This is a genomic window from Fluoribacter dumoffii NY 23 (genome assembly GCF_000236165.1).
Taxonomy (GTDB): Bacteria; Pseudomonadota; Gammaproteobacteria; order Legionellales; family Legionellaceae; genus Legionella; species Legionella dumoffii.
Genome location: NZ_CM001373.1, coordinates 371,773 through 398,410 on the forward strand (window position 1 = coordinate 371,773; position 26,638 = coordinate 398,410).

Genomic DNA, 26,638 nt, shown 5'->3' on the forward strand with positions numbered 1-26,638 from the left:
ATGTTCTTTTCTTATCAACTCCCCTTAAGCGTTGTCAATAATATTACTAGATTTCTCGATAAAGACAGCAAGGCACAACTTAGTAAAGTTAATCGAGCATGGAACAATTTTCCCTTTGAGTCTCAAAATCTTAGAGTAAATTGTGACGATGAGGTTCCTGTTGACCAGCTGATGCCACATTTGTTGAAGGTGTTATCAAAAAAAACAGATTCAGTATCGATTGTTCGTCTAACTGCAGGATGCTCTCCATGGGCGGCAAGTTATAAGGTAAACACTGGGAAAGAATGTTTTGTTATTCGTCAAATTAATCATGGCAGTGAAAGGCATCATGAGATTCTTGCTTCATTATTTTTTTCTGAAGCAGGTGTTGCTCCAAAAATAGAATATTTTGATTTTGCTTCTGGCATCTTTATCATGCGGTTTGTTGACAATGATCCAAATTTATTGAGAAGTCTCAATACAAACCAGTTAGAGGATTTAGCCGCCAAACTCAGAAAGATTCATAACGGGCCAAAATTAAAACGACCCACCGAGGTTGAAAGCTCCACTCTGATATTTTTAAGGCGTAGTCAGCTTGAAGCCATGATTCAGAAGTATTCAGAGTTTTATTTGTTAGCTTATGCCCTTGAGCAGCTTGATTATTTTGCTACTCTGACTAGAGAGGATGACCTCTGCCATAATGATATCAATCCTAATAATTTGTTAGTGCAACAGGATAATATTTTCTTTATCGATTGGGAATGTGCCGGTGTTAATGACGCTTTATTAGATTTGGCCACCATTGTATCGACTTTGCGTTTGAGTTCTAGCCAAAGTGACTTTTTGCTAGAGAAATATATTGGACAAAAACCATCTGAAGAACAAATGAAGCATTTTCATCTAATGAAACAGCTTGCTCTTCTACGTTTTGCGATTAGTTTTGCAGCAAATATCAAGAATCCTGAACAAGTACGAATGATGGAAATCAAATCCATTCCAGCATTTAATCAGTATCGTCCTGACCAGCATGGTGTTGTTGACAGAGGAAGTGACGCTGGTCGTTATTTCATTAGCATTATGTTAATCAAGCAAGCCATGCTTACGATAAATGAATACCATTTCAGACAGATCGTTTTGTTGGAACATGCACCTCGAGCACAGCTGCATTATTTACCTTTACCTCATATTGTTTGGAATAAGATTTTCAACCAGCTATCTCCTATTGAACTCGCTAAACTAAAATTAGTGAGTCGAGATTGGGCAGCGATGGTTCGTTCCCTCCAAAGTCAGGAGCAAACATTTACTCAAAGCAGTGTCATGGCTTTAGCTAAATCCGAGGATATAGGTCGAAGATTATGGAATGCTTTAGTATGCTTTATGCCTAAGCCAAGAGGGACGTTGGGGTTACTATCAGGCGGATTATCTCCATTTTGTCAGAATTTTTTCCTTGATACAGGCTTACACAAGTTTGTGATTAAAGTGGTGGCAAATGGTGATGTTTCATTCATTCCAGAGTGTGTAGTTAACAGTCTTGCCAGCCAACAAGGTGTGGGACCCCTTGTAGAGCGCATTGATTTTGCCAATAGAGTTCAAATTAGCGAGTTTGTTGAGAATGACATGAGCTGGTTAATCCAGCGTAAACCGTCTCATTTAGCTGAACTGGCGGCAGTATTAAGAACATTTCATAGCGCACAACCTAGAATCACCCGTTTCTTCAAAAAAGATAAATTCGATGAAATGGTTGATACTGTCCTGAGACAGTCTGAAACTATGCCTTTCTTAGCGGAGTTTAAATGGGCTATCTCCCTCATTCGTCAGATTGATCCAGTGTTGAGAAAAGATATTAAACAGGTTATTTGTCATTTTGATATTAATCCGTGGAATATCCTTTATAGTGCTAAGCGTCATCAGTTTAAATTGATTGATTGGGAGTTTACTCGAGTAGGTCAGCCGCTGATTGATGTGGCCACTATAGCCAATTTTCTTCGCCTGAATCCCATTGAAGAAGCATTTTTCTTAATGGCGTATATCAATCAAGGTGTCAGTCTACGTGATGAGGCAACCTATCAATTGGCTAAACTCTATGCGTATCTTCGCTATGCTATTTGTTCAGTGGCTATTAATGGGGATACATCGTACACCATAGATCCAAGTATTGTAGAAAGTTTACCGCGGTTTAGTGAATTTAATCCTAAATTGCTTAAGATTGATAAAAACACGGCGGAAGGGCGTTACTATATCGCTAAGATGTTTTTAAAATCTGCTGACACATTGCTCAAGGAAGTTAACTTTGTCGAACAATTAAGAATTTTTCGTGGCACCGGTACTCAGGAAATATTGGATATCCCTCAAGTGCCCCTCCTTGAGGATGTAAGTAGTAATGGACAAAACAGCACCCCATTCTGAAGTAGTTGATGTTACAGACCCTTGTGTTGTAGTTGCAGCCAGTGTTGAATTGCCTTCGATTCATACACTGGACGCTCTTTGGGAAGCATTGTGTCAAAAACGAGGAATGCATTTAACCCCCAACCAGCATCGCCAACGCTGTGAAGAATTATCGTTAACCAATGCTAATTTGTTAAATGATTGGGGATTTGTCAATCAATATGGAATTTCTTCATCAGAACTATCGCAAGTTGATCCACAGCAATATCTTGCGATTCATGTGATTGATAAAGCAATAAAGTCTGTCAATCTTTCAGCAGAAATCTTACAATCTTTTAACACGGGAGTATTTGCCGGGGTAATGTCTGTTGATCACTTACATCGTATGATCGAAGATGGTGTCCAGGTGGATAGTCGTTTTTTTTTAAATCATTGCGAAGCCTCCATTGCTAATAAAGCCTCCCATTTTTTCAATTTTACAGGATCGAGTAAAACGGTTAATGCGGCTTGTGCTTCTTCCTTAATTGCTGTCCAGGATGCCTGCCTTAGCCTCGAAGCGGGAGTATGTGACTGGGTGTTTGTGGTAGGTGTAAATCATATTGGCAGCAAGCATCGTTATCACAGTTTTAAGCAAGCCGGAATGATATCACGTTCTGGCAGCTGCCATACTTTTGCGATGAACGCAGATGGTTACATTCCTTTGGAAGGTGCGGTATGTCTTTTACTGACACGACAAAGTCTGGCCAATCAACTGCATCTTACACCAATGGCAAAAATTATTGGTATTTGTAGTAACCATAATGGTACAACACCCAGTATGACTGCTCCCAGTGTTGAGCTCCAATCTGATTTACTAGCTAGAACAAAGGAAATGGTTGCGTCACTTGATCTGAACTATGTTGAAACGCACGGTACGGGTACAAGTTTGGGTGATCCTATCGAATTAGAGGCGATTCAACGACACTATCCAAATGTTTTCATCGGTAGTATCAAGGCCAATTTAGGTCATTTGGAGGCCGGGGCAGGTTTGTTAGGGATGCTTAAGGGCATTCTTGTTTTACAGCATCAACAAATTCCTCCACATCATATGACCGGTCAAGCTAACCTCCTTATGCCTGCCAATCTGCAGATTAATGAGACGATGTTGGACTATCCGCATCGACATGTCGCAGTGAGTTCTTTTGGTTTTGGAGGCAGTAATGGTCATGCTATTCTGGAGAGTGTTACTTCACCAGACATTAATATACCTCTTGATAGAAAATTACCACTGTTACTTGCTGCAAAAGATAAAGATCAGTTGCTGCTTCTTAAAACCCAGTTGAAGCAACACTATCAGCATCATGAAAATTTCATAACGCATTTTGCTCTTTCCCAATTACAACAACGACATTTACCAGAAGAGAGGACGATGCTTTGGCTAATGCCAAATGGTGATTTAAGCGAATGGCAAGACACACATGAAAAAGAGTACTGTATTGAATTAGATTTTGCTAACGAAGCTATCTGTTTAGAATTATATACTATTTGCCTAAACTATTTACCCGAACCTATTTTAATCGAGGCCTATGGTACAGCTTGCCAGTTCGCTTTAATATTTTCCCAAAATGAAGGAACAGTGATTCGTTTGAATAATCAGGATCATTGGTCTTTCCGAGCATTGGATAAATACATTAAGGAATTGTCTGATCTGCCACAATTACCTGACGATCAGTTTTCACAATTTATTAAACAATGTCAGTCTATTTATGAATACCAGCATACGTTTAAAGCATTTGCTCATGCATCGAATAACCCTTCAATGCTAGATTGCCTTCAGCACTCCATTATGCCAGTGCAAACAAAAAGCTTGGTATTGCAGTTGCTGTGGTTGCGAGTCCAGTTAACGCAGAAATGGTCCTTACAAGCTGCGGAAGAGGAGAGTTTACAAGCATTCCCATGGCAATACCGAGAGTGGATAGCCTTGTTTAAACAAGATATTTGTTCTTTGACGGATGCACTTTCTATTTTAAATGGTGATGAAGGGATTCAGGCATTTTTATCGAGTCGATTGGTAAGTCGGATTAAATCCATAGACTATAACCAGTTGTCCAGACTGGCTGAACTAAAAGTTCAGCATATGAATAATCAGGATGGTAATGATGAGAATGGTCATTGTCTTATCCACCTTAATGAATCCTGTACCATCAAATTAGTGTCGACTAATCAGAACAGTTCCCCAACAATTGACCATACCCGTTTGTTGCAATTTTGCTGGCTGCGCGGTATTGATGCACGTTGGGATAGAGATTATCAAGACATTCCTTTCTATCGTAAGGGAATTATTCCTATGAAACAATCCGAAGCATCGCTCTATACCGTCTGTCATCATTATAAAACCAATTCCTTGGCCAAGAATATTAAGCAAATTCAATTCGAGGAGAAGGTAGGATTAACCCATTATCAACAGTTGTTATCAAATTTACACCAGCTGATAAATGAAAATAACAAACCAGTTTTATCCATCGCTCATTCCGATAAACTCTTTTTACAACATGCCGAGTTACTGGGTAAGGCAATTTCTTTAGAGTATGGTGATTCAGCAATCTGCTGTTTTGATACTTATGGGCATCAGTATCATCATTCTTTAGTAGAACTTAAGCCAAATACTAAGTCAGAAGCCTTCGAGACAAAAGGCCACTATGTCATTACTGGTGGCACTGGTGGCTTGGGTTTGGAGCTATGTCATTTTCTTTGTGAGAATTACGAGGCAACTGTTACCTTGGTTGGCAGAAAAGCATGGTCGGAATTATCAACTACGGTAAAAGAGCGTATTGAGTCGCCACAAATAAATTATGTTCAATGTGATATCAGCAATACTCATCAATGGCTCCGCCAATTGCACTCTTTATCTGAAAAACACTCGATTGATGCTTTATTTCATCTTGCGATTTCCACCAATGACCAACTATTTGTGCAAATGACTGCTGATGAGTTACAACGTGTACTGAAAGAACGTTGGGATGCTAATGCCTGGCTTGCCTCTGATCAATTAACAAATTCTGTTAAAGCGATACATGTTTTTGCTTCGATTCAAGCGTACTTTCCTAATCTGGGAGGGAGCATCTATTGTTACGAGTCATTAATCAAGTCGACCTTATTACGTCAAAGCCCCCATCCCAGAAAAACGCTTAGTTATTTGGGAGTTATTGATGGAATTGGCTTGGCCGCTAGAAATGATTACAGCCAATACTTAAGCCAATATCATATGCGGCCGATTGGCTTTGATGACCTAATGAGTCAACTTGCATGTCAGATAGCTCATCATGTCCCTGAATCCATTATCGCAAAAATTGACCGTGATGACCTATTGGTGAGTAAGATTAGTGATAATCTCGATAATCATCTCGCAGATTACGTCATCTTAAGTGTGTTTTGCCAATTATGCCATGCTACGGAATCCTTTCAGGGCCATTTCCAATTATTGTACGTTGAGTTAAAGAAATTATGGCAAGAAAGAGAGTTGTCATTACATGATGTTGAGTATTACCAAAAGGAAATATTGAGGTTGAGGCAACTGTTATTGGCAAGTGACTATCGCGGAAGACTCAGTTTATTTGATACGGTAATCAACCAATATAGGCAGATAATGAATCGAAGTATTCCTGCCCATCAAGTTATTTTTCCATCTGGCCAGACCGAGTTGGTAGAATCGTTTTATAAAGGACATAGCAGTGCAGATTTTGCCAATGTTGCTTTGGCAAGAGAGTTAAGAATCCTTATTGATCAGAATAGAAAGTTACGTATTTTAGAGGTTGGGGCAGGAAGTGGGGCGACTACTGTAGAGCTATTGTCTCGGCTAAAGCCCCAGGATCAGATTGAATATACTTTTACCGATATTTCACAGGCACTGGTTAATAAAGCACGAAGCAGATTATCTTCTCCCTACGCCAATATGAACTTTTGTGCGCTAAATATTGATGATATAAAAAGTGGGCATCCCTTTGAAAAACAATTCGATGTAATTATCGCTACTAATGTTATTCATGCCACGCCATCTATCGTCGAAACATTACAAAAATTAAAGCGCTGTCTAAACGATCAAGGGACTTTGTTAGTTAATGAATTAATTGAAAAGACACCTTATACCACGGCCATTTTTGGTCTTTTTGAAGGGTGGTGGAAAACGCAAGACAGTCAATATCGTATCCAAGGTTCGCCTTTATTATGCTCATTTTCCTGGTTGGAACTTCTTAAAGAGGTTGGACTCACCCAAATAAAAACTATAGCTAGCTCTCTTCATAGTATTAATCCCCAACAACAAGTTTTTGTGGCTACAATGCTTCAGGAAAACGGCAGGAAAGAACTCGATCCTTCTTGCTCATCACCTAATGGATTCACCATGGAGGATCTAAAGAGCAGGATTGCTGCCACCCTGCATATTGATTCAAATGGGATTTCTGCATCAGCAAAACTGTCTGAACTGGGATTTGATTCTTTAAGTTTAAGCGATTTATACCAAAAGTTACGTCCTCATTTTAATAGTCTGAGTATTGCCGATTTATTTGCTGATCACAGTGTAGCCACGCTTGCTAGTTACTTGGGTCTGTCACAGCATCAACAAGTGGAAAGAACTGGTGAAAAGGTTGGGGCGCCAGTTGCGGAACAGGATATCGCGATTATTGGCTTAAGCTATCAGTTACCTCATAGTGGTTATGAGACTTTTGAAGCCATGCTGGAAGCAGGAGGGACTGCTTTTTCCGAAGTGCCTGTTAGTCGTTGGGCGCAAAAGGACTATTTCCATAAAGAGCCTATGCCAGGGCATAACTATGCAAGCAAGGGAAGCTTTCTGGAAAACATTGATTGTTTTGATGCAGCTTTCTTTACTATTTCTCCACGTGAGGCTCGGTTAATTGATCCCCAAGAGCGATTGCTACTACAAAATGCTTATCATGCTTTAGAGGAGGGAGGATGCTTACCTATCTATGATAAGAATCAAATTGGTGTTTTTGTTGGCTTAAGCGGCAACTATTATAGCTGGTGTTACGAGTGGCAAAATCAATCTCATGCCAATTCAGCCTGCAGTTATTGGTCTGCTGCAAATAGAATTTCTTATGCATTAAATTTACATGGACCCAGCCTGACAGTAGACACTGCATGTTCATCTTCTTTAACGGCGCTACACCTGGCTTGCCAATCATTATTATCTGGTGAAACGGATATTGCTTTGGCGGGTGCCGCTAATCTCATTGTACATCCTCGTCAAATGGTGGAGTTAAGTGATCTTAGAATGCTTTCACCCACTGATCAAAACAATAGTTTTGCTGAGAATGGAGATGGTTTTGTTTATGCTGAAGGGATAGTGGTGCTTTGTCTAAAAAGGCTGTCACAGGCGATAGAAGAGGGTGATTATATTCATGCGGTGATTAAAGCGACGGCGCTTAATTCTGGTGGTAAAACGCATGGATATACAGTACCCAATGTTCATTTGCAAGAAGAGGTTATTCAAAAGGCTTTAACGAAAGCCAATATCAAGCATGAACAAGTGTGTTTTGTTGAAACCCATGGCACCGCAACAAAATTAGGCGATCCGATTGAAACGAAAGCCTTGTCCTCAGTGTTTACTCATTCACTTAGTATTTCATCTGTCAAAAGTAATATGGGACATAGTGAGGCATGCGCTGGATTTGCGGGGCTTGTTAAAGTTATTTTGCAATATCGAAATAATTGCCTTTATGGCAATGCGCATTCTTTACCGTTGAATCCTTATTGTAACTTTGATCAAAATAAATTACGCGTCTTACAGAGCAAAGAACAGTGGTCAGTTGCACCTGGCTCTCGTTTATGTGGTTTGAATTCTTTTGGTGCTGGTGGAAGTAATGGCCATGTAATCCTTAGCGATTATGTCAATCAACCAAAAGGGGTAACTACTCTTTATCCCTTCGCCAAAACCCGTTATTGGTATGCTGAGCCAAAGACGCAATCAATTTTCCTTAATAGGCAAGAGTATTATTTTAGTCAGCACCAATTATTTGGAACCCCCATACTTCCTGGGGTAGCTCATGTCTATCATATGGCACAGTTTGCCTTTAGTAAATTGAACAGCCAGGTTTTGCAGTTGGATGATATACAGTGGTTATCGCCTATTTTCTGCGAACAGGAAGAGGATACAGTTGAAATCAAGCTGAATCATGAAACCAGAGGTAATCAGCTTAAAATCAGTTTAGATAATATAAAACCTCATTCCAGGCTTATTGCTCAGCGAATAGAGCTAATGGAATTAACTCTCAATGATAAAATGAAGGACTGTGTTCACGCTTACCCGGTTGCGTCAATTTATCAAACCTTTCGTGAAAAGGGATGGTTTCATGGACCGGCATTCCAAGGTATTAAAAGCCTATTGCTCGATCAAAACAAGCAATGTTGTCTAGCAAGCATCCAGCTTAATAGTGATGAAGTGGATGAAAATTATACCCTTGACCCAAGATTGTTTGACTCGGTTTTACAGTGTGTTTCAGTACTGCAAAGAGAACTGCCCGCCAATCAAGTGTATATCCCTCAGTCTATTCAGCAACTCAGGTTGTATCGACCGTGGCCTAAATCGTTTCAAGTATTTTGTGAAACCATTGAAAAAAGTGTTAACCAAGTGCAATACCATATCACTTTGTTTGATGAAAATCAGAGAGTCATCACGGCAATTCATGCCTTTCGCATGGTACCTATTCATCTTCAACAGGTTGTTTCAAGAAGTCAATTAAGTTATTTACAACCAACATGGCAAGGGTTAGTCATTCCCAATGCGAGTACGCTCTCCCAAAGCAGCGTTCCTTATTCCCAAATGGAGATCCTGGATTATAAGCAGCTGAAGCATTGCATGCTACAGATGAAACGCGATATTGATATCTATAGGCGTCATAAATACATTGCTGTCTTTATGATAAATAAGAGTAATCAAGCCTTCGCTCATGCCTGGAATGGATTTTTACAGACCTTAACTGCTGAATATAGCTGGTTTAATTATTTGCTTTATGTACTGGATCTTGATAATGGGAATGATATTGGGAACTTACCATATTCTCCTCATTTATCGGGCATGGTCATGGTTAATTCATCAGACCAGCTATTGTCTCGTCACTATCAGACCATAAAGCCAGATAAATCATCCTGCCTCTTTAAAACCGAGGGACATTACATCATAACTGGCGGAGTAGGGGGAATAGCGAAGCACATTGCTGCCTATCTTGCAGAACACTACCAGGCAAAAATATTACTACTGGGACGTAGGGAGGCTAAGGATCAATCCTCATGGCTTGCTGCCCATGCTATCGATTATCAACAAGTGGATGTCTGTGATCAAGAACAGCTGGCGAAGGCGATTAGTTGGTTTAAACAACAATATGGTGCTATTCATGGGATCATTCATGCTGCAGGATGGCAGCAGGACAAGCTGCTTTGCAATTTAGATGCTTCAGATATTGATGCAGTGATGCGAGTAAAAATCGAGGGACTGATTCACCTTGATAATTTATTGTCCTCGGAAAAGCTGGATTTCTTTCTCTTATTGTCTTCTTATGCTTCTATTCTGTCTAACCCGGGACAAGCTCATTATGCAGCAGCAAATGCTTACCTTGATTCCTTCGCTCATCAACGGGAATATGCACGTCTTTCAGGAAAACGTTATGGTAAAACCATTGCCTTGAATAGTCCGTTCTGGACAACGGCAGGTATGAGTATTCCGAAGAACATACAAGTCCGTATGATGCAGGAATGGGGTATGGAAGGATTGAGTGCACAAGAAGGAATAAACCTATTATCGCAGACACTTTCTTGTGACGCCTCTCAAGTTGTTGGTGTTAAAGGAAGCAAGGATCGTTTAATAGCATCATTAGTAAACAAACCAGAAACTCCATCAAGCACCGATTTGGCGCTGCCAGCTGACACGGTGTCTCCTTTCAATTCCAGGATAGCTGATAGTAATATGATTGAACAAATAATAGCTGAGATTATTGAGCAAACCCTTCCTATTGACCGCAGTAAAAGTTTTGGTGATTTAGGCTACAACTCCATTACCTTATCGGAACTGGCTGTGCGTTTGAATGGGGTAGTCAATGAATCACTTACTGCGGCTTCATTCTATGATTACCAGACGGTTGGTGAGTTTTTGGATACTTTTCAAATTCATCCATTAGAAAAATTACCCATTTCACAAAATGAACCTCAATCCCGGTCGCAGATAGCCATTGTTGGTTACCATGCCTTGTTGCCAGGTTGTGAGGATTTAAACGATTTTTGGCAAATTCTGATCGATAAGAAACAGATAGTAACAAAGACACCTGCGTTTAGAAAAGCATGGATGAAAACACATGATGCAGCTTTTATTGATAGTGTAGAATGTTTTGATGCAGCATTTTTTAACCTTTCTCCAATAGAGGCAAAGGTGATGGATCCCCAGCAACGTTTGCTATTACAAACCGTATGGCATGCGCTTGAACATAGTGGGATTGAACCCTCCACACTAAAAGGAAGCAATACAGGCGTGTTTGTCGGTGCTTCGACATTTGATTATTACAGCCAGTTAGTAAAGCATCACTGTGATAATCCTTATATTCCATTGGGGTCAGTACATTGTTTGTTTGCCAATCGAATTTCCTATTTTTTTGATCTGCACGGGCCAAGCGAATCCATTGATACGGCTTGTTCCAGCGGATTATATGCGCTTCATAAAGCATCGCAATCTATATTAAACGGGGAATGTGAGACGGCCATTGTTTGTGGAGTGAACTTACTCCTTGCCGATACTTTTTTTGAATCATTTACTGATTCAGGCATGTTATCTGAGAAAAAGCGGTGCACTCCTTTTGATGAGCAAGCGGATGGTTATGTACGAGGTGAGGGAGTGGTTGTTGTTATTCTGCAAGCAGCAGCCACTGCATTAGCTGAGAATAATACCATTCACGCCTTGATGTTGCAGAGTGCAGTGAATCATGGAGGAAAAGCCAATACCTTGACCTCTCCCAGTTCAAAAGCACATAGGCAGCTCTATGAGAGGGTCTACGCGAATATTGATAAAAGTCAAATATCCTATATTGAAACCCATGGTACAGGTACACCAATTGGTGATCCCATCGAAATCAATGGGATGCAATCCTTCTTTAAAGGGGCAGAGCAGGTTATTCATTTTGGATCATTAAAGGCTAATATTGGTCATTTAGAACCCGCGTCTGGATTAGCTTCGGTAATCAAAGTTTTACTTATGATGCAGAAGCAATTGATTCCAGGTCAGGCGGGCTTTAACAAGTTAAACCCACAAATTTCATTAGACAATTCATGTCTTAAAATAAACACTGAAAATCAGGAATGGCGTCATCATCCTGATGCTCCATTGACTGCGGGTATTAACTCCTTTGGTTTTGGTGGAGTGAACGTGCATGCAATCTTGCAAGCTCCTCAGACTAGCTTAAATACTAGCGGAGCTGTCAAGCGACCATTTTATCCATTTGCTAAGACTTGCTATTGGTTTGCAGAGCAACAAATCGAAGTCTTTTATCAACAACAACGACAATCTTGCGATACGTCAATCGTTTATCATCGAATTGAGGGCGAACAGCTATTAGTCATACAGGCTGATTCTGTTATGCCAATGAGAGAATTAGACATAGCTAATACCATGTCGGTAGTTAGGTTGGGTGAAGAACTTAATCCATCCTTTATGAATAGTACTCTAGACCGTGTCATTCTCATATTGAATGAGGTTGCTTGTGAAGCAATTGATGAAATATTTTTGTTGGCACAGAAGCTGGCAATCAATTTTCAAACCAAGCCTTTGACTATCCAGGTTTTTATTGCTTGTAAAGAGATAGGTAATATAACACCCATGGGATCTGCCGTAGTCGGTTTATTTGAATCCTTAAGTAAAGAACATCCAACTTGGAAATGCCAAATTTATTGTCACGACAATAGTGACATTCCATCCTTAATAGTTAATTTCCATCGTTCCTATCAAACCCTATATGTTCAGGATGGCCAATGTTATCAATATGTCTTAGCGAAAAGTACATATCAGTCCAATGGACCTTTTATACAGCCAGCTTCCACGATAATGGTAATGGGAGGCTTTGGCGGGATTGGTAGCTGCTTGTGTGATTATTTAGTACAGCGATATGCCGCGAAATTAATAGTCATTGGTAGAAAGTCATTTGCAGAGAATGATCATCCACTCTTAAAAAAATATCCTGATGCCATCGATTATTTGCCTGTGGATGTGACGAGTCCCAATGAAGTAACTTTGGCGATACGTTACATCGAAGAAAAATATAATCGTTTAGATGCTATCTTCAACTGTGTTATGCAACTAGAGGATGCATCGGTTGCTAATATGTCTTTATCATCTTTTAAACGGGTATTTGTTACAAAACAAGCCTCTATCTCAACAGTTAAACAATGTTGTGAAAAATTGCAATGTCGAAAGGTCGTGTTGTTTTCATCAGTGCAGAGTTTCGCTTGTCTTGCTGGACAAGCGAATTATGCTGCAGCCAGTAAGTTTTTTGATGCCTATGCCCACTTGAATTTTCAGGCTCCAGAGTATGACCTTCGCTTGTTAAATTGGAGTATTTGGCAGGACGTGGGGGCGGTGAGCAACCCCTATCATCTGAATCAGGCGAGAGCACTGGGCTATGAACCTATCCCGACCGATATGGGGTTAAAATGGATGGAGCTGGCATTAGAGGGCAAGGCAACACAAGTGATTATTCAACCTCGATGTGAACCTGCTCAAAGCCAAAGCTTTCCTGCACCATTGACCGGTTATGATAGGGCGAATGCATTAGTGAGTAGCTATATACACTCGTTTAAACAACAACCCTATAACAATCTGAAACTCTTTGATTATTTAAAGGAGCAGTTGTCTTCTGAGGTACTCGTTAAACATGATTTAAATCTGCAATACCAACAAAATAGTCAAGAGGATCCTGCCTATCAGGCTTTATATGAACTTTGTCATTATTGCTTTCAGCATTACCCTGGATTGATGGAAGGAAGTATGAGTGCCAATGAGATACTATTTAGTCCGGAAGGCAGTCTTTTATTGGAAAAGGTTTACAGCAACTTACCGGAATCCACTGCATGTAATGAGGCCATTGGTTCTTATCTGCAAGAAAATTTAATGGATATTGAGCGACCAATACGAATATTGGAACTAGGGGCTGGCTTAGGGGCAACTACTAAGGCTATTAGCAACTATTTAGCGGATCTGTCCATTCAGTACTGTTATTCCGATGTGTCACCATACTTTCTGGCAAAGGGGGAGACCTTAGCTTCTCAGCTGCCGTTCCCATTACAAACTCAGTTTATAAACATCAATGAGTTGAGTGCCTTGTCTTCGCATAGTTATGATGTGGTGATAGCTTCGAATGTTCTGCACTTGGCTAATAATTTAAACGATAGCTTGCATCATATAAACCGCATTTTAACACCCGGCGGCAGGTTGATAATTAATGAAGGAACAAAGCAGCAGTTGGCGTTAAACTTCATCTTTGGGATGTTTGAACTATGGCGTGAGAGAAAAACCCATGCATCATTTTCTCACTGCCCCTTATTGGAGAAAAATAGTTGGCTTCGTAACCTCAAACTGGCGGGATTTGAAAGTGCGAATCCCTTGTATGATCATCATGGCAATCAGGTGGTATTGCTTGCTCAAAAAGTAAAGCAAGCTGCGCGTTCATCAACAGCTAATTCATCTAAGGTAAGCCACAATGCCTTTATGGAAACATTAAAAGAGTTATTACGTACCAGTTTGCAAATGCTGCCCACACAACCGATTGATGAATCGAGGCCTTTGGCAGAACTGGGTTTAGACTCGATTACCGGGGTTAGCTTTATCGCAAAACTGAATGCCCAATATGGCCTTTCTTTAAAAGCGTCTACCATCTTTTCGTATCCGACCTTACAAGCTTTACATCAATTGATTTCTGGAAAGATTAAAGAGGATAAGCCATCCGAATTAGAGTTGGTTGAGGATGTCTTCCTTGGAGAGTCGGTTTATGAATAAGATAAAACGCCAATATCAACTTTCTCCACAAAAGAATATCTTCTGGCGAGAGCATCGGGTGAGTGGGCGTATGATACTCCCCTTAGATAACTATTTAATGATGATATTGAAAGCCTTTCCTACTTATCCAGCGGCCTATCTTCATCTTGAGCAACTAAGTATCCATCGTCCTTTGATTGCGGATAGGGAGGATTATGAAGTTCGTTTACAACTGGATTGTGATGAGCAAGGTCGGTGCTCTATTCATTTAATTCATGCCGATAGTAGCCAGGAATTATTACTGAGTTGTGTATTGCATTTTTCGCAAGAGGAATTGAAAGCATCGTCATTCTCACCTGACCCTTCTCTTCTAATGCAGCAGGGGAATTTTACGGATTCGGACAAACATTATTTAGGTAGAATTTATTATTTATCAGATAGCTATCAGCTGGATAAGGGTAAATTGACTGCCGCCTTATCTCCAGCTTCCAATATGACTGCCAAAATAGCAGGGTTACTACATGGTCCCATGCATTGTCAGGATGCTGGCATAGGCAACAATAACCAACCTGCTTTACCTCAATACATTGAACGCATTGGTTTGAACGTGTTGAATCTTGATAGTGCTCATATGCTTTGCGCGGATGCTACAAGTGCAAGTCTATGGGATGAAAAAGGGAGATGTTTGGCGCATTTAACAGGATTTAATGCCAATCAAGAAAAAGCAAAAAGTCATCCTCAAGACATCGCAATCATTGGTATGGCAGGAATGTTTCCTAAAGCTGAAAATGTTGCGCAGTTTTGGCAAAATTTATGCGATGGTGTCAATGCGATAGAGGCAAGAAACCATAGAGGGAACTTGTCTTTTAAAAAAGAGCGGTGGGCTGGTTGGTTAAACGATATATTTGAGTTTGATCCCGCTTATTTCCATCTCTCTCAAACCGAAGCCAATGCTATGGATCCACAGCAGCGATTGTTTTTGACAGTAGTGGATGATTGTTTACTAGATGCTAATTATGATCGGGAGCGATTAAGTCAGGAACAATGTGGTGTGTATGTCGGTGCATGCCAAAGTAGCTATCGCCAACATGCAAAAGATAAAATACCCCCACAAAGTTTTTGGGGCAATGCGCCGTCGGTGATTGCTGGTCGAGTAGCTTATCACTATGATTTACATGGTCCCGCCATTGTATTTGATACCGCTTGTTCATCCTCATTGGTTGCTTTGCATCATACTGCAGAAAGTATTCGGAATGGATCGTGTTCGCTGGCGATTGCTGGTGGGGTCTTTTTGATGCTGGATGAGAGTTTTATCGAGGGTGCCGACAATGCTTCCATGTTATCTCCAGACCATGCTTGCAATGCTTTTTCTGATCAAGCGAATGGTTTTGTTCCTGGAGAAGGGGTGGCTTGTGTCTTGTTAAAATCCTATTCGCAAGCTCAAGCGGATGGAGATAGGATTTATGCCTGTATTTCGGCCAGTGCCCTGAATCAAGATGGATTGTCAAATGGAATTACTGCACCAAATGGTGATGCACAAACACAATTAATTAAACAGCTTTATAGATCAGAGCACATCGATTTATCCAAAGTCGCAGCCATTGAGGCACATGGTACTGGAACACACTTAGGTGATCCCATAGAGGTGTATGCCTTAACGGAGTCATTCCGCGATGCAAACTTGCCAGTAGGCGCGATAGCCATTGGCAGTGTGAAATCAAATATCGGGCATGCTATTCATGCAGCAGGTATGGCAGGTTTTATTAAAATGGTTCTGGCGGCGTATACTCATAAAATTCCACCTACCTTGAATTGTAAACAGTCCAATACTCATATTGACTTTCATCAGATACCATTTAAGCCAGTAGATGAACTAATGTATTGGCCTGAGAATAAACCTTATGCCGGCATCAGCTCCTTTGGTTTTTCTGGCACCAATGCGCATGTGGTGATTAAAAAAATCCATAACGAACCGCAACTATTGGCGAAGCAGCCAAACTCACAACAAAAACATTATTGCTACTGGAAACAGTCCCATACGATTAACCTGGATAATAACGCCGGTTATTTTGCAGGACATCAAGTGAATGGACAAGCTATTCTTCCGGCAGTAGCCAGTTTAGCGGTAGCCCAGCAAGCAGTCTCTTCGGTACCGTGCTATCTAAGCCAGATTAAATGGTCTAAGCCGCTGATTAAAACGACGGATGCTAAACAAACAGTTCACATCCGTATCTCAGAGGGAATGATATTCCTGGAATCTGATAATCAGGACATTTTTTTCCGCGCCAGGATTGAACAGATATCAGAGGGATTTCCTGAATTAAGTCATTTCCCACGTCATCCTCTTGAAAACGAAATATCAACCGCTAAGTTATATCAACGTTTCAAGGAATGCGGCATTTGCTATGAGCGTTCTTTGCAAAATATGGTGCATTTAAGTTGTAATGAGCAATTCGCAGTGGCAGAAATTCATACCACTGAACATGTTGAATCCTGGGATATCAATCCCTATGTATTAGATTGTGCTTTACAAACCATAGCCTGTTTTACATTGATGCGCAGTGATGACTTATCGGTACCAAGTCATGCGGATGCCATTTCTTTTTATCAGCCAATTACAACTGGGAAGTTTTTTGTAGTTAGTCATCAACGCGGAGAGCTGCTTTTTGATATTGCGGTATGGAATGACTACCAGCAACTTTGCATAGTCATTGAAGGTTTGCATGCTACGATTATTGAGTCTTCAATGGCTAAGGAAGTGCAATCAACCCCTAAGCAAGAGTTTGAAAATGATAACTTGGCACTCATTTACTCGGTATTCGCTCATCGCCTGGAAACGACTATTGAGCGATTAAAATCAATTGAGACTTTTGGTGAGTTGGGCATTGACTCATTGATGGGGCTGGACCTTATCATGGATTTAGAAGTCCACTTCGGTAATCTGGCAAAGACCCTGTTAATAGACTATACCAATTTTCAAGATTTAGCGGTTTATCTCTCCGGTATTGATGTTCCCAAAGACATCCCTATTGAAAAAACCGGAGAAACCCTCCCTGATCATAAGGAAATGCACGAAGACATCGCCATCATAGGTATGGCAGTTCACTTACCCGAAGCTAGCAACCTTCGGATGCTGGCTGACACTCTAAGTTCCGGTAAAGATTGTGTAACTTATGATGACAATTGGGTATATCCCTACGCTGCAAGACTAAAGGATGCGAATCAGTTTGATGCCTTATTTTTTAATATTGCTCCTAACGACGCATTTATTATGAGCCCCCAAGAACGCCTGATGCTGCAAAATGCCTGGCATTGTTTTGAGAGTGCAGGTATTGCTGTTGATGGTAAGCCCAAAGCGGTATCCGTTTACATCGGTGCAATGAATAATGAATATCAGTTAAATGGCCTTGAGCTAAGTCTGGAACAATCTAAGCCAGTTCTTGCCAACTCAACCAATGCCAGTATTGCGAATCGTATATCCAGTGTTTTTAATTTGACAGGACCGAGTTTATGTCTGGACACCATGTGTTCTTCATCACTGACTGCTGTTTATTTGGCCTGCCAATCTCTACGGCAAGGGCAAGTAGATTTGGCTTTAGTTGGTGGGGTAAACCTTATTACGCATGACTATAAATATCAGGAATTGTTGCATCGGAATATGCTGTCACAAGCGGGGTATTGTGCTGCATTTGGTGACAAGGCTGATGGCTATGTTCCTAGTGAAGGAGTTGTCTGTATTTTATTGAAACCATTATCTGCGGCCAAGCGGGACAGTAATACTATATTTGCCGTCATTAAAGGATCGGCTATTAACCATAATGGTCGAACCTCAGGTTACACAGTCCCTCATGCCTCTATGCAAGCAAAAGTGATTGAGGATGCTCTTAAGGATGCTTCAATCCAGGCACATCAAATAAGCTATGTGGAATGTCATGGGACGGGTACTCGATTAGGTGACCCTGTTGAAATTAATGGTCTTGGCCAACTATTCGATACCAACACCTCTGTGTTCATCGGTTCATTGAAGTCAAATTATGGCCATCTCGAAGCAGCCGCTGGTTTGGCGGGTATAGCAAAAGTTGTTTTGCAAATGCAGAGGAGACAACTATTTCCTTCACTACATGCGCAGCCATTGAATCCGGAAATTAAATTGCCAGTTGGCATGCAAGTGAGCGATTGTTTGCAATCATGGAAAGAGGCTGAAACCGGAAATGCCTATGCTGGAATATCCAGTTTTGGGGCAGGGGGAAGTAATGCCCATGTGATTCTCACCAACTATCCGTCTCAACCCATTGTAGAGGTTCCCCAAGGCCCCTATTTATTTCTTTTTAGTGCCAAAAGTAAAGAGGCACTTCAGAGGAATATTGCGGTTATCACCCAGTGGTTAAGTAATGAAAATCACTTTAACCTTTATCAGCTTGCTTATACTCTTGCACTAGGGCGTACGCATCTTAAAGAAAGAGTAGCGGTGTTTGCTTCCAATACCCAACAACTAATACAGGCATTGGAAAATGGGCAGCTTAGTGCCTCTTCACATCCAGCAGCAACCCCTGAAATGATTGGCTTATCTCGAGCGTTTCTAGAGGGAAAACATGGTGATTTTAACCCTATTTTTAGCACAAAAGTTCCGATGATTGCTGATTTGCCTGGCTATCAATTTGCCGCCAGATCATTCCAATTATCAAAGGGTAAAACGAAATTAGTTCAAGATTTAGCGTATAGCAGTTTTAACTTTGAACCAGAACCTTTACTCCATAGTACTTCTAAACAACCTTCTCTTTTGGTGTTTACAGATAGCAATACTCAAAAAAACTGTTTGTCATGGGGAATATCACCTCAATCTATCTATCTCTGGAAAGGCAATAATAGTTGGCAAAATTATCAAGGTGAGTTTGTAAACACCGATGATTTAAAGGTAAATGAGGTTGAGTGTGTTGTCGATTGCTTAACCGATTTATGCTCTTTGCAGGATCATTTAAGCTTGCTGCAATATTTGATTGTGACTAAGAAAGTTAAAAAACTGGTGCAGTTAACTGTCTTTGAAGAGGGCATTGATGCCCAAATGATAGCTTATTATTTACAATGTCAAAGTAATTTACGGCATGGATTTAAAGCGGTTAGTGTCTCAATGGATCTACATGGAGACCAGGCACGCAGGCACTTAAATAATGAAATCTCTGCGTTAATAGATTATCAACGCATACGTTATCAAAATGGGGAGCGTATGGTATGGATGCTTCAGGACTTAGAGCATCGGGATTTCCAATCTCTACCCATAGCTTCTGAAAAATTACATGTTGTTACTGGTGGAACCAGTGGTCTAGGAGCCGCATGTGCAGAATGGTTAGTTACTCAGGGGGCTAAATTTCTGGTACTTTGTGGTCGCACCAACGTACCACAGGAACATTTGTGGTCTCATTATTTGGCGAATCATAGTACTGATAAAACGGCTGATATCATAAAATTAATTACCAGATTAAGATCAAAAGGTTGTACCGTCTATTATTACCTAAGCCCACTGGACAATTCTGATCAGTTTGAACACTGGTTGGATGTAGTACTGCAAAATGGGCATTCCATTGGCTACGTTTTACATTGTGCGGGAATAACACCAAAGGGCTTGTCGGATAATGACTGTCTAGATATCTCATCTCTTTCGGATATGCTCATGACTAAGTTGCATGCGGGTAAACGCTTGCTCTCTACCCTGAGTAAACTTGATTATGATAAGTGCGTGCTGTTTTCTTCAGTATCAAGTGTTTATCCAACTTTAGCTAGTGGGGTATTAGAATACAGCTTGGGAAATAGGGCATTAAATGCACTGGCTGAACAATACCAGGATGGAAAAGTCATCTCGGTTATTTGGCCAGCATGGGAAAAAAGTGCAGCAAACATTAACCAAAACAAACACTATCAGCGTTTAGGTCTTGGGATATTAAGTAATGAACAGTGGTTTTCAGTTCTGACAACCGTTTTGGCTAATCCAAATGTTCCTGCTTTGGTATTACCAAGTAAGGAAAAACTAGTTTATAAATCACTACCAGAACCATTGTTAGTGAATCATTCGGCACTCATGCCAGCACTGAAACAAATTTTTATTGAAGTAGTTGGTTTGACTGAAGAAGATCTTGACCCATCGCTTCCTTTCGAGAGTTACGGGATTGATTCAGTGCTTGTGGTGAGCATTCTAAAAAGAATAGAAGCTTTATTACAAAAAGATTTAGCGCCGGAAATCTTATTGAAACATAACTCCTTGGAAAAATTGGATGCTGCATTGTCAGATATTTCCTTACCTACTCTAGTGTCAAAACAAGCTCCAATTCAGTTAACTGAAAAAAAGAGCGAGCAGATAGCAATTGTTGGTATGGCTTGCCAATTCCCTGGTAGCCCTGATTTACAAGCCTACTGGCAACTCCTGGCAAACGGGAGACGAGCGATAAACCGTATACCAGAATCACGTTTGGATAATCCAAATTTTGCCCATTTCCGTGGCGGATTTATTGATGATCATATTAGTGCTGATCATCGTTTCCATTTCAACGAGGTTCAATGGGTTAAGTTACATCCTTTGGTCAAATTAGCTTTGAGCTTAACTGAAAAGGCTCTTAAGGATGCTGGATTAAGTCAAACGGATATCAAGGGTAAACATATTGGCGTTTATGTGGGTAGCCGTGTTCCTGATAATAATGCCAATGCATCCATGGATGCATTTAGCCTGATAGGCAGAGGGCAAAACTTTGTGGCGGCACATATTAACCATTTTTATGACTTGAAGGGACCATCCGAGTTAGTGGATACGGCTTGCTCCTCATCCTTGGTTGCTATTCAACATGCTGTTTCTGCACTGCAAGACGGTGATATTGATATGGCCTTTGTGCTTGGCTGTGATTTCATTGAAAATACCAAACCATTTGCCTACATGAATGAAGCAGGTGCTTTGTCGCCCGATTTTCAATGTAAGCCATTTGATGCTCGTGCAAATGGTATTGTTCTAGGTGAAGGGGGTGGGATTCTCTTACTGAAACCGCTCACACAGGCATTGTCGGATAAAAACAAAATATACTCAACCATTGAAGCTGTCGCTATCAATAATGATGGTTTTACCATGGGATATACTACCCCCAATCCTGTCATGCAGAGTCAAGTGATTGCCAAGGCTTTGCAAAAAGCAAGTTTGCAGGCCAGCGATTTAACTTATGTCGAAATGCATGCGACTGGAACTGAATTGGGCGATCCGATTGAACTGCAGTCATTAAATGATGTCTTTGCTAATCGGTATGGGCAGCAGATCTGTTATGTTGGTAGTGTCAAAGCCAACATTGGCCACTGTTTAAGTGCTGCAGGCATGGCCGGAATGATCAAAACGGTTTTATGTAGTTATCACCAATACTTGGTAGCACAACCAGGGGACCTTCAGCTTGCCAAACGGTATCGTTTCCATGATTCTCCACTATCACCACTAAGCCATAACCAGGACTTAGCAACAGGAGTTCATCACTTCGGTATCAGTGCCTTTGGATTTGGTGGAACTAATGCTCACGTCATTATAACGGATGCTTACAATACCAGTATTGAGAAAGTAACTTCTGAAGTTGATAAAGGTAACGATGCAATGCAGGTCTTTTTTGCGGTAGAGGCTTTATGAAACAATTCAAACATAAGATAAATAGTGATAATCCCCTGGTCCGTGACCATCGTATCGATGGTTGTTATGTGCTCCCTGGTGTGACCTATTTGGATATGTGTGCCCGTTGTTTAGGGCAAGAGACCTTTTCGCTTAGCCATATTCGTTATCCCAATGCGTTAATAGTTCCGGTTGATGCTCTCGTCGAAGTCTATCTTGACTATGACGAGTCGCAGTCAACCATTAGTATCTACCATTGGCAGGATCAGGAAAAAATTATCCATTTTAGCGCCCATTATCACTCAACGCCATTAAGGGCTGCCCCCGTTTTTATTGACCCAGATTCAGACAGTCAATCAGTATCAATGCAAACGATTTATCTATCAGCATCTAAGGCGGGTATCCAACATGGTCCATTTATGCAGGTGACCGGCAATACTTCAGTGGATAATTCAAAGATAATGATGCAGATACGCCTCGGCCAACAAGGATCTTCCTATCTAAATCGTTTCTATTTGCATCCAGCACTCTTGGATGGTGCAACATTTAGCATTGCAGCATTGCATTTTAGCCAAGTATCCCAATTGGAAAAAGATCACCTCTATTTGCCCCTCGCCATAGAACGTGTTGAGGTCTTTCGGCGTATTGATCAAGCGGAACTTTGGGTGATTGCTGAAAAAAAACCAGCTCCAGCGGGGTTGATAAGCTGTGATTTACTGTTGTGTGATGCCAATGGAAAGCCTTATTTACGAGTTAGTGGGCTGTCTAATAAATGTTTTCATATTCGACAGTTATTTGATAACCATGTTTACCAATCAGAGATAATGGTGTCCAATAACAATCAGTCTCTTGAACAAAAAGTATTATCGGTACTATCAGAGTTCATTGAGCAGCCTGTTCTGGCATTATCCCGAAAAGTTTCTTTCTTTGATTTAGGTTTTGATTCTGGTCAGTTGATGGCCTGTTCGGCGAAATTAGAGAAAATACTGGCGATTTCTGTATACCCAACATTATTGTTTGAATACAACACCGTTGACAAGTTGTTAGATTATCTGGCTCATTCAGCTCAGAATCATTCAACGTCTTCGTCTACCTTACTACAAGAAAAACAGTATGCACTATATCACCCGAGCCTGGTACTTTTTTCCAGTGAAGAATCAATAGACCAACCAATCCCGTTGTTAAAACGAACGAACAGGGAACAAAACATAAAAATATCTGGATCTATTCTGGATACCAGTTATTTTAATACCACAGCTTCCATTGAGGAGGTGATTGCTGATTTGTCTCAATGGCTAAACCTGATAAAAAATGAACCATTTTGTGTAATAATCCAGATTTCTAGCGCACAGCAAGCTTTATTTGCTGCATTAAAAGCTTTAATTTTAAGTTTTAACAAAGAGTCTAAGGCGCTCAAACTTAAATTGTTGATGTGTGATGACTTTGATCAATCTATTGCAGCTCGCCATGTTTTAAGCAAAGAAAGTGTCTTTCAATATCATAATGGACAAAGTTACATCCCAACTCAGCAAGTTATAGAGTCATCAGTTAATAGTCCTGGCTTACGAACAGGAGGGAGTTATTTAATCGTAGGTGGTGGTGATGGTTTGAGTAAACATCTGCGAGCTTATTTAAAAAATACCTATCAGGCAAAAATCTGGGTAATAGGTCATCGCTCGTCTTGTCAATCTTGCCAGGTACAAAACATTCCATACCAACAAGTGGATGTGTGTGATGAACAAGCATTACAACATTATCTACAAGGAAAATCCTTTGATGGTATCTTTTTTCTAGCGGCTTATAAAAATGACGGTTTATTAATTAAGGCAAAAAAGGAAGATATCCAAAAAGTATTTTCGGTTAAACCACTGGCCTTTGAACGTTTGCTCAAAGCTATCTCTGATGAGCAAGTCCAATTTGTTTGCGCCTTTTCTTCTTTATCCGCTGAAATTGGTCAGCCTGGGCAAACTCTCTATGCAGCTGCAAATAGTTTATTAAATCATATTGCCCAGCAGGCAGAACGGCGACGATTAAGTACCGCTAAAGGTTCACGTGTTTTTAGCGTCAGCTGGCCTTACTGGCAAGAGGGGGGAATGCAGTTAGCTCCGGATTTGGTGGCTTATTTTAGTCAACAATATAGCACTTCACCATTGGAAACCAAGCAGGGTATGGAGTTATTGGCGCAAATCATCCAGCAGAATCATGCTTGTGTGACTGTTGCCAATGAGATGTTGTTAGGCGTGAAGACTAATCCAGTTGCTATCAGTTCAGATGTACATCTTGAATCCCCTCATCCGCCCAAGGGGCACCTTCTCCCCATGTCTACGGAGAAGGGAAAAAGAGAAGAAACGAGGCTTTCTGAGTTAAGTGACGATGATATGGCTATTATTGGCCTCTCTTTTCAACTTCCAGACGCTAATACACTTCTCCAATTACATCACAATCTGGCAGCAGGAAAATCGTCAATCAAGAAAGTAAAACGACCATGGTCTGAACAACCCTATTCTTGGGGCGGATATTTGGAGGGCATAGACCAATTTGACCCACTATTTTTTAATATCTCTCCTAATGAAGCAAAGCTGATGGATCCACAGGAACGACTTTTTTTAAGTCATGCCTGGCATTGTCTGGAAGATGCGGGATATGCCAATAAACAAGGTCAAGCTATCGGTGTCATTGCTAGCGCGATGTTTAACAGTTACCAAAATATTGCTATTAACAAAGAATTACAATCACCTAAACCACAATCCATTTTGGCCGCTATTGCGAACCGGGTATCCTATGTTTGTAATCTCACTGGACCAAGCTTTACCATCGATTCGATGTGTTCCTCTGCTTTAAATGCGTTGGATTTGGCTTGCCAAACCCTCAAAACTAAACCTATTGATGCCATGCTTGTTGGTGCAGTGAATATTTGTTCTCATCCCTTTAAGTTGTCTGCTTTAGTAGAAAATAAATTTTTATCCCCAACTGGTGAAAGCAAGCCTTTCTCTATGCATGCCAATGGGTATGTACCAGGAGAAGGGGTTGTCGTTTTAATGGTGAAGAAAGCGAAGCAAGCATTGTCTGATGGGGATTCTATTTATGCAGTGATAAAATCCATTGCAAGTACTCATGGAGGGCATGGCCAAGGTTTTACGGTACCTAGTGCTAATGCCCAAGCCAGTACCATTCGCCAAGCGCTTACTCTTGCCAAGCTAACTGAAGAAGATATTGATTATGTCGAGGCACATGGTACCAGCACTGCCTTAGGTGACCCCATTGAAATGGAAGGTTTGCATCAAGTCTTTTCTGGGCGTCAGCGGAATCTTCCTGTTGGTAGTGTTAAAAGTAATATGGGGCATTTAGAGCCCGTTGCAGGCTTTGCCAGTTTGATGAAGGTGATCGCCCAATTTCATTATCGGGTCATTTATCCCTCTATTCATGCAGAGCCATTGAATCCTAAGCTCATGCCATCTCTTGGTGTTTTGAGTGTGGCTTCGCGGTATCAGGAAAATGTTACGTTTAACCATGCTGGGATCAGCTGTTTTGGGGCAGGTGGTAGTAATACTCATTGTATTGTAGGAAATGTCCAACATAATTTAAATCAGCTCGAGAAAACAAACTATGATTTGCAATCCTATTGGCTGGAAGAGGAGCATCAATTTTCGTCCGTGCAATGGCTCCATAAAACACTAAAACCTATACCGGCATTACACGAGCCTAAGCAAGCATTTACCGTTCTTCAGCCCATAAGTTCTGTACTACCACAATATTTCAGTGAAGCATCCGAAAACCCAACAGCCTGTTTATTGACGGTTACTGCAATGCAATGCCGAAATAATCAGATTGAATCAATCTTAACAGAACTACTCTCTCGTCATCCTTCTTTGCGAATTATCTTGTTGACCCAAGAACAGCATACCTGGATGATGGCTCATGCTTCAATTGTGTCTAATGTCAGGTTAACGCAATCGCAGATAAAATGTATTTATCTACCCCAAGCCTTATCCTTGCCTTCACACTACATGAAGACATTGATGGAGTTGGAATTTGAAAATTTTGACTATCGCTTGGTGTATTATGATCAACACATGCAACGTCTGACTCCAGTGTTTGATTCTTTACTACTAAGTGGAACGCCAAGTCATTTAGCGCAACAAAAAATTGCTGTTTTGGGAGGATTGGGTGAATTAGGAATGCAATTTTGCTTGACCCTAAATGCATTAGGTATTTCTCAATATGATGTCTATGGCCGCAGTCCCGCATCGCAAAAGCAATCACAACTTGCCAGTCTTTATCCGCATGTACGCTACGTCGAGCACGACTTTTTATCATCGACTTATCAAACCGGGGGCTATGATGTCATTATTAATTGTATTGGCTTAATGCCAGGGCAAGCGGATAACACTGCAGCACGAATAAAATTAAAAGAGAATTACAAGCGATTTGTGGAGTTGGCGCAACCCAAAAAAATCATCACCATTTCTTCTTTATCTGCCTGGGTTGGCTTTGGCGATGAGCCTGCTTATGCCGTAGATAACGCGTCGGTGTTAGAATTTTCTAACTCCAATTGTGAACATGTTATAGTCTATTGTCCATTAATACTCACCGCCGCTTTGGAAGCAAAAACAAGTCGAGAATGGTTCAACTGGAGCCAGCAAAATCAA

4 protein-coding genes (1 of these 4 cut by a window edge) are annotated in these 26,638 nt (G+C 40.8%); all 4 read left to right on the forward strand.

Annotation, left to right across the window (positions count from 1 at the left end; translation table 11 throughout):
* Tightly spaced (each overlapping or abutting the next), the 4 genes in view from KYQ_RS01695 to KYQ_RS01710 form a layout consistent with a single transcriptional unit that may run on beyond the window.
* Nucleotides 1-2,385 (forward strand): phosphotransferase, encoded by a 2,385-nt coding sequence (locus tag KYQ_RS01695; protein WP_019349504.1) that lies wholly within the window; start codon nt 1-3, stop codon nt 2,383-2,385.
* Nucleotides 2,360-14,386, forward strand: a complete 12,027-nt coding sequence (locus KYQ_RS19055; RefSeq protein ID WP_019349505.1) for an SDR family NAD(P)-dependent oxidoreductase — start codon at nt 2,360-2,362, stop codon at nt 14,384-14,386. The genes KYQ_RS01695 and KYQ_RS19055 overlap by 26 nt, the downstream gene beginning before the upstream one ends.
* Nucleotides 14,379-22,010 (forward strand): beta-ketoacyl synthase N-terminal-like domain-containing protein, encoded by a 7,632-nt coding sequence (locus KYQ_RS01705; RefSeq protein WP_019349506.1) that lies wholly within the window; start codon nt 14,379-14,381, stop codon nt 22,008-22,010. Before KYQ_RS19055 ends, KYQ_RS01705 begins: the two co-directional genes overlap by 8 nt.
* On the forward strand, nt 22,007-26,638 hold the 5' end (the start) of the coding sequence (locus KYQ_RS01710; protein ID WP_019349507.1) for a beta-ketoacyl synthase N-terminal-like domain-containing protein. Its footprint extends 4,725 nt past the window's final position; the window shows 4,632 of its 9,357 coding nt (coding positions 1-4,632); it begins with the start codon at nt 22,007-22,009; the stop codon falls past the right edge of the window. Before KYQ_RS01705 ends, KYQ_RS01710 begins: the two co-directional genes overlap by 4 nt.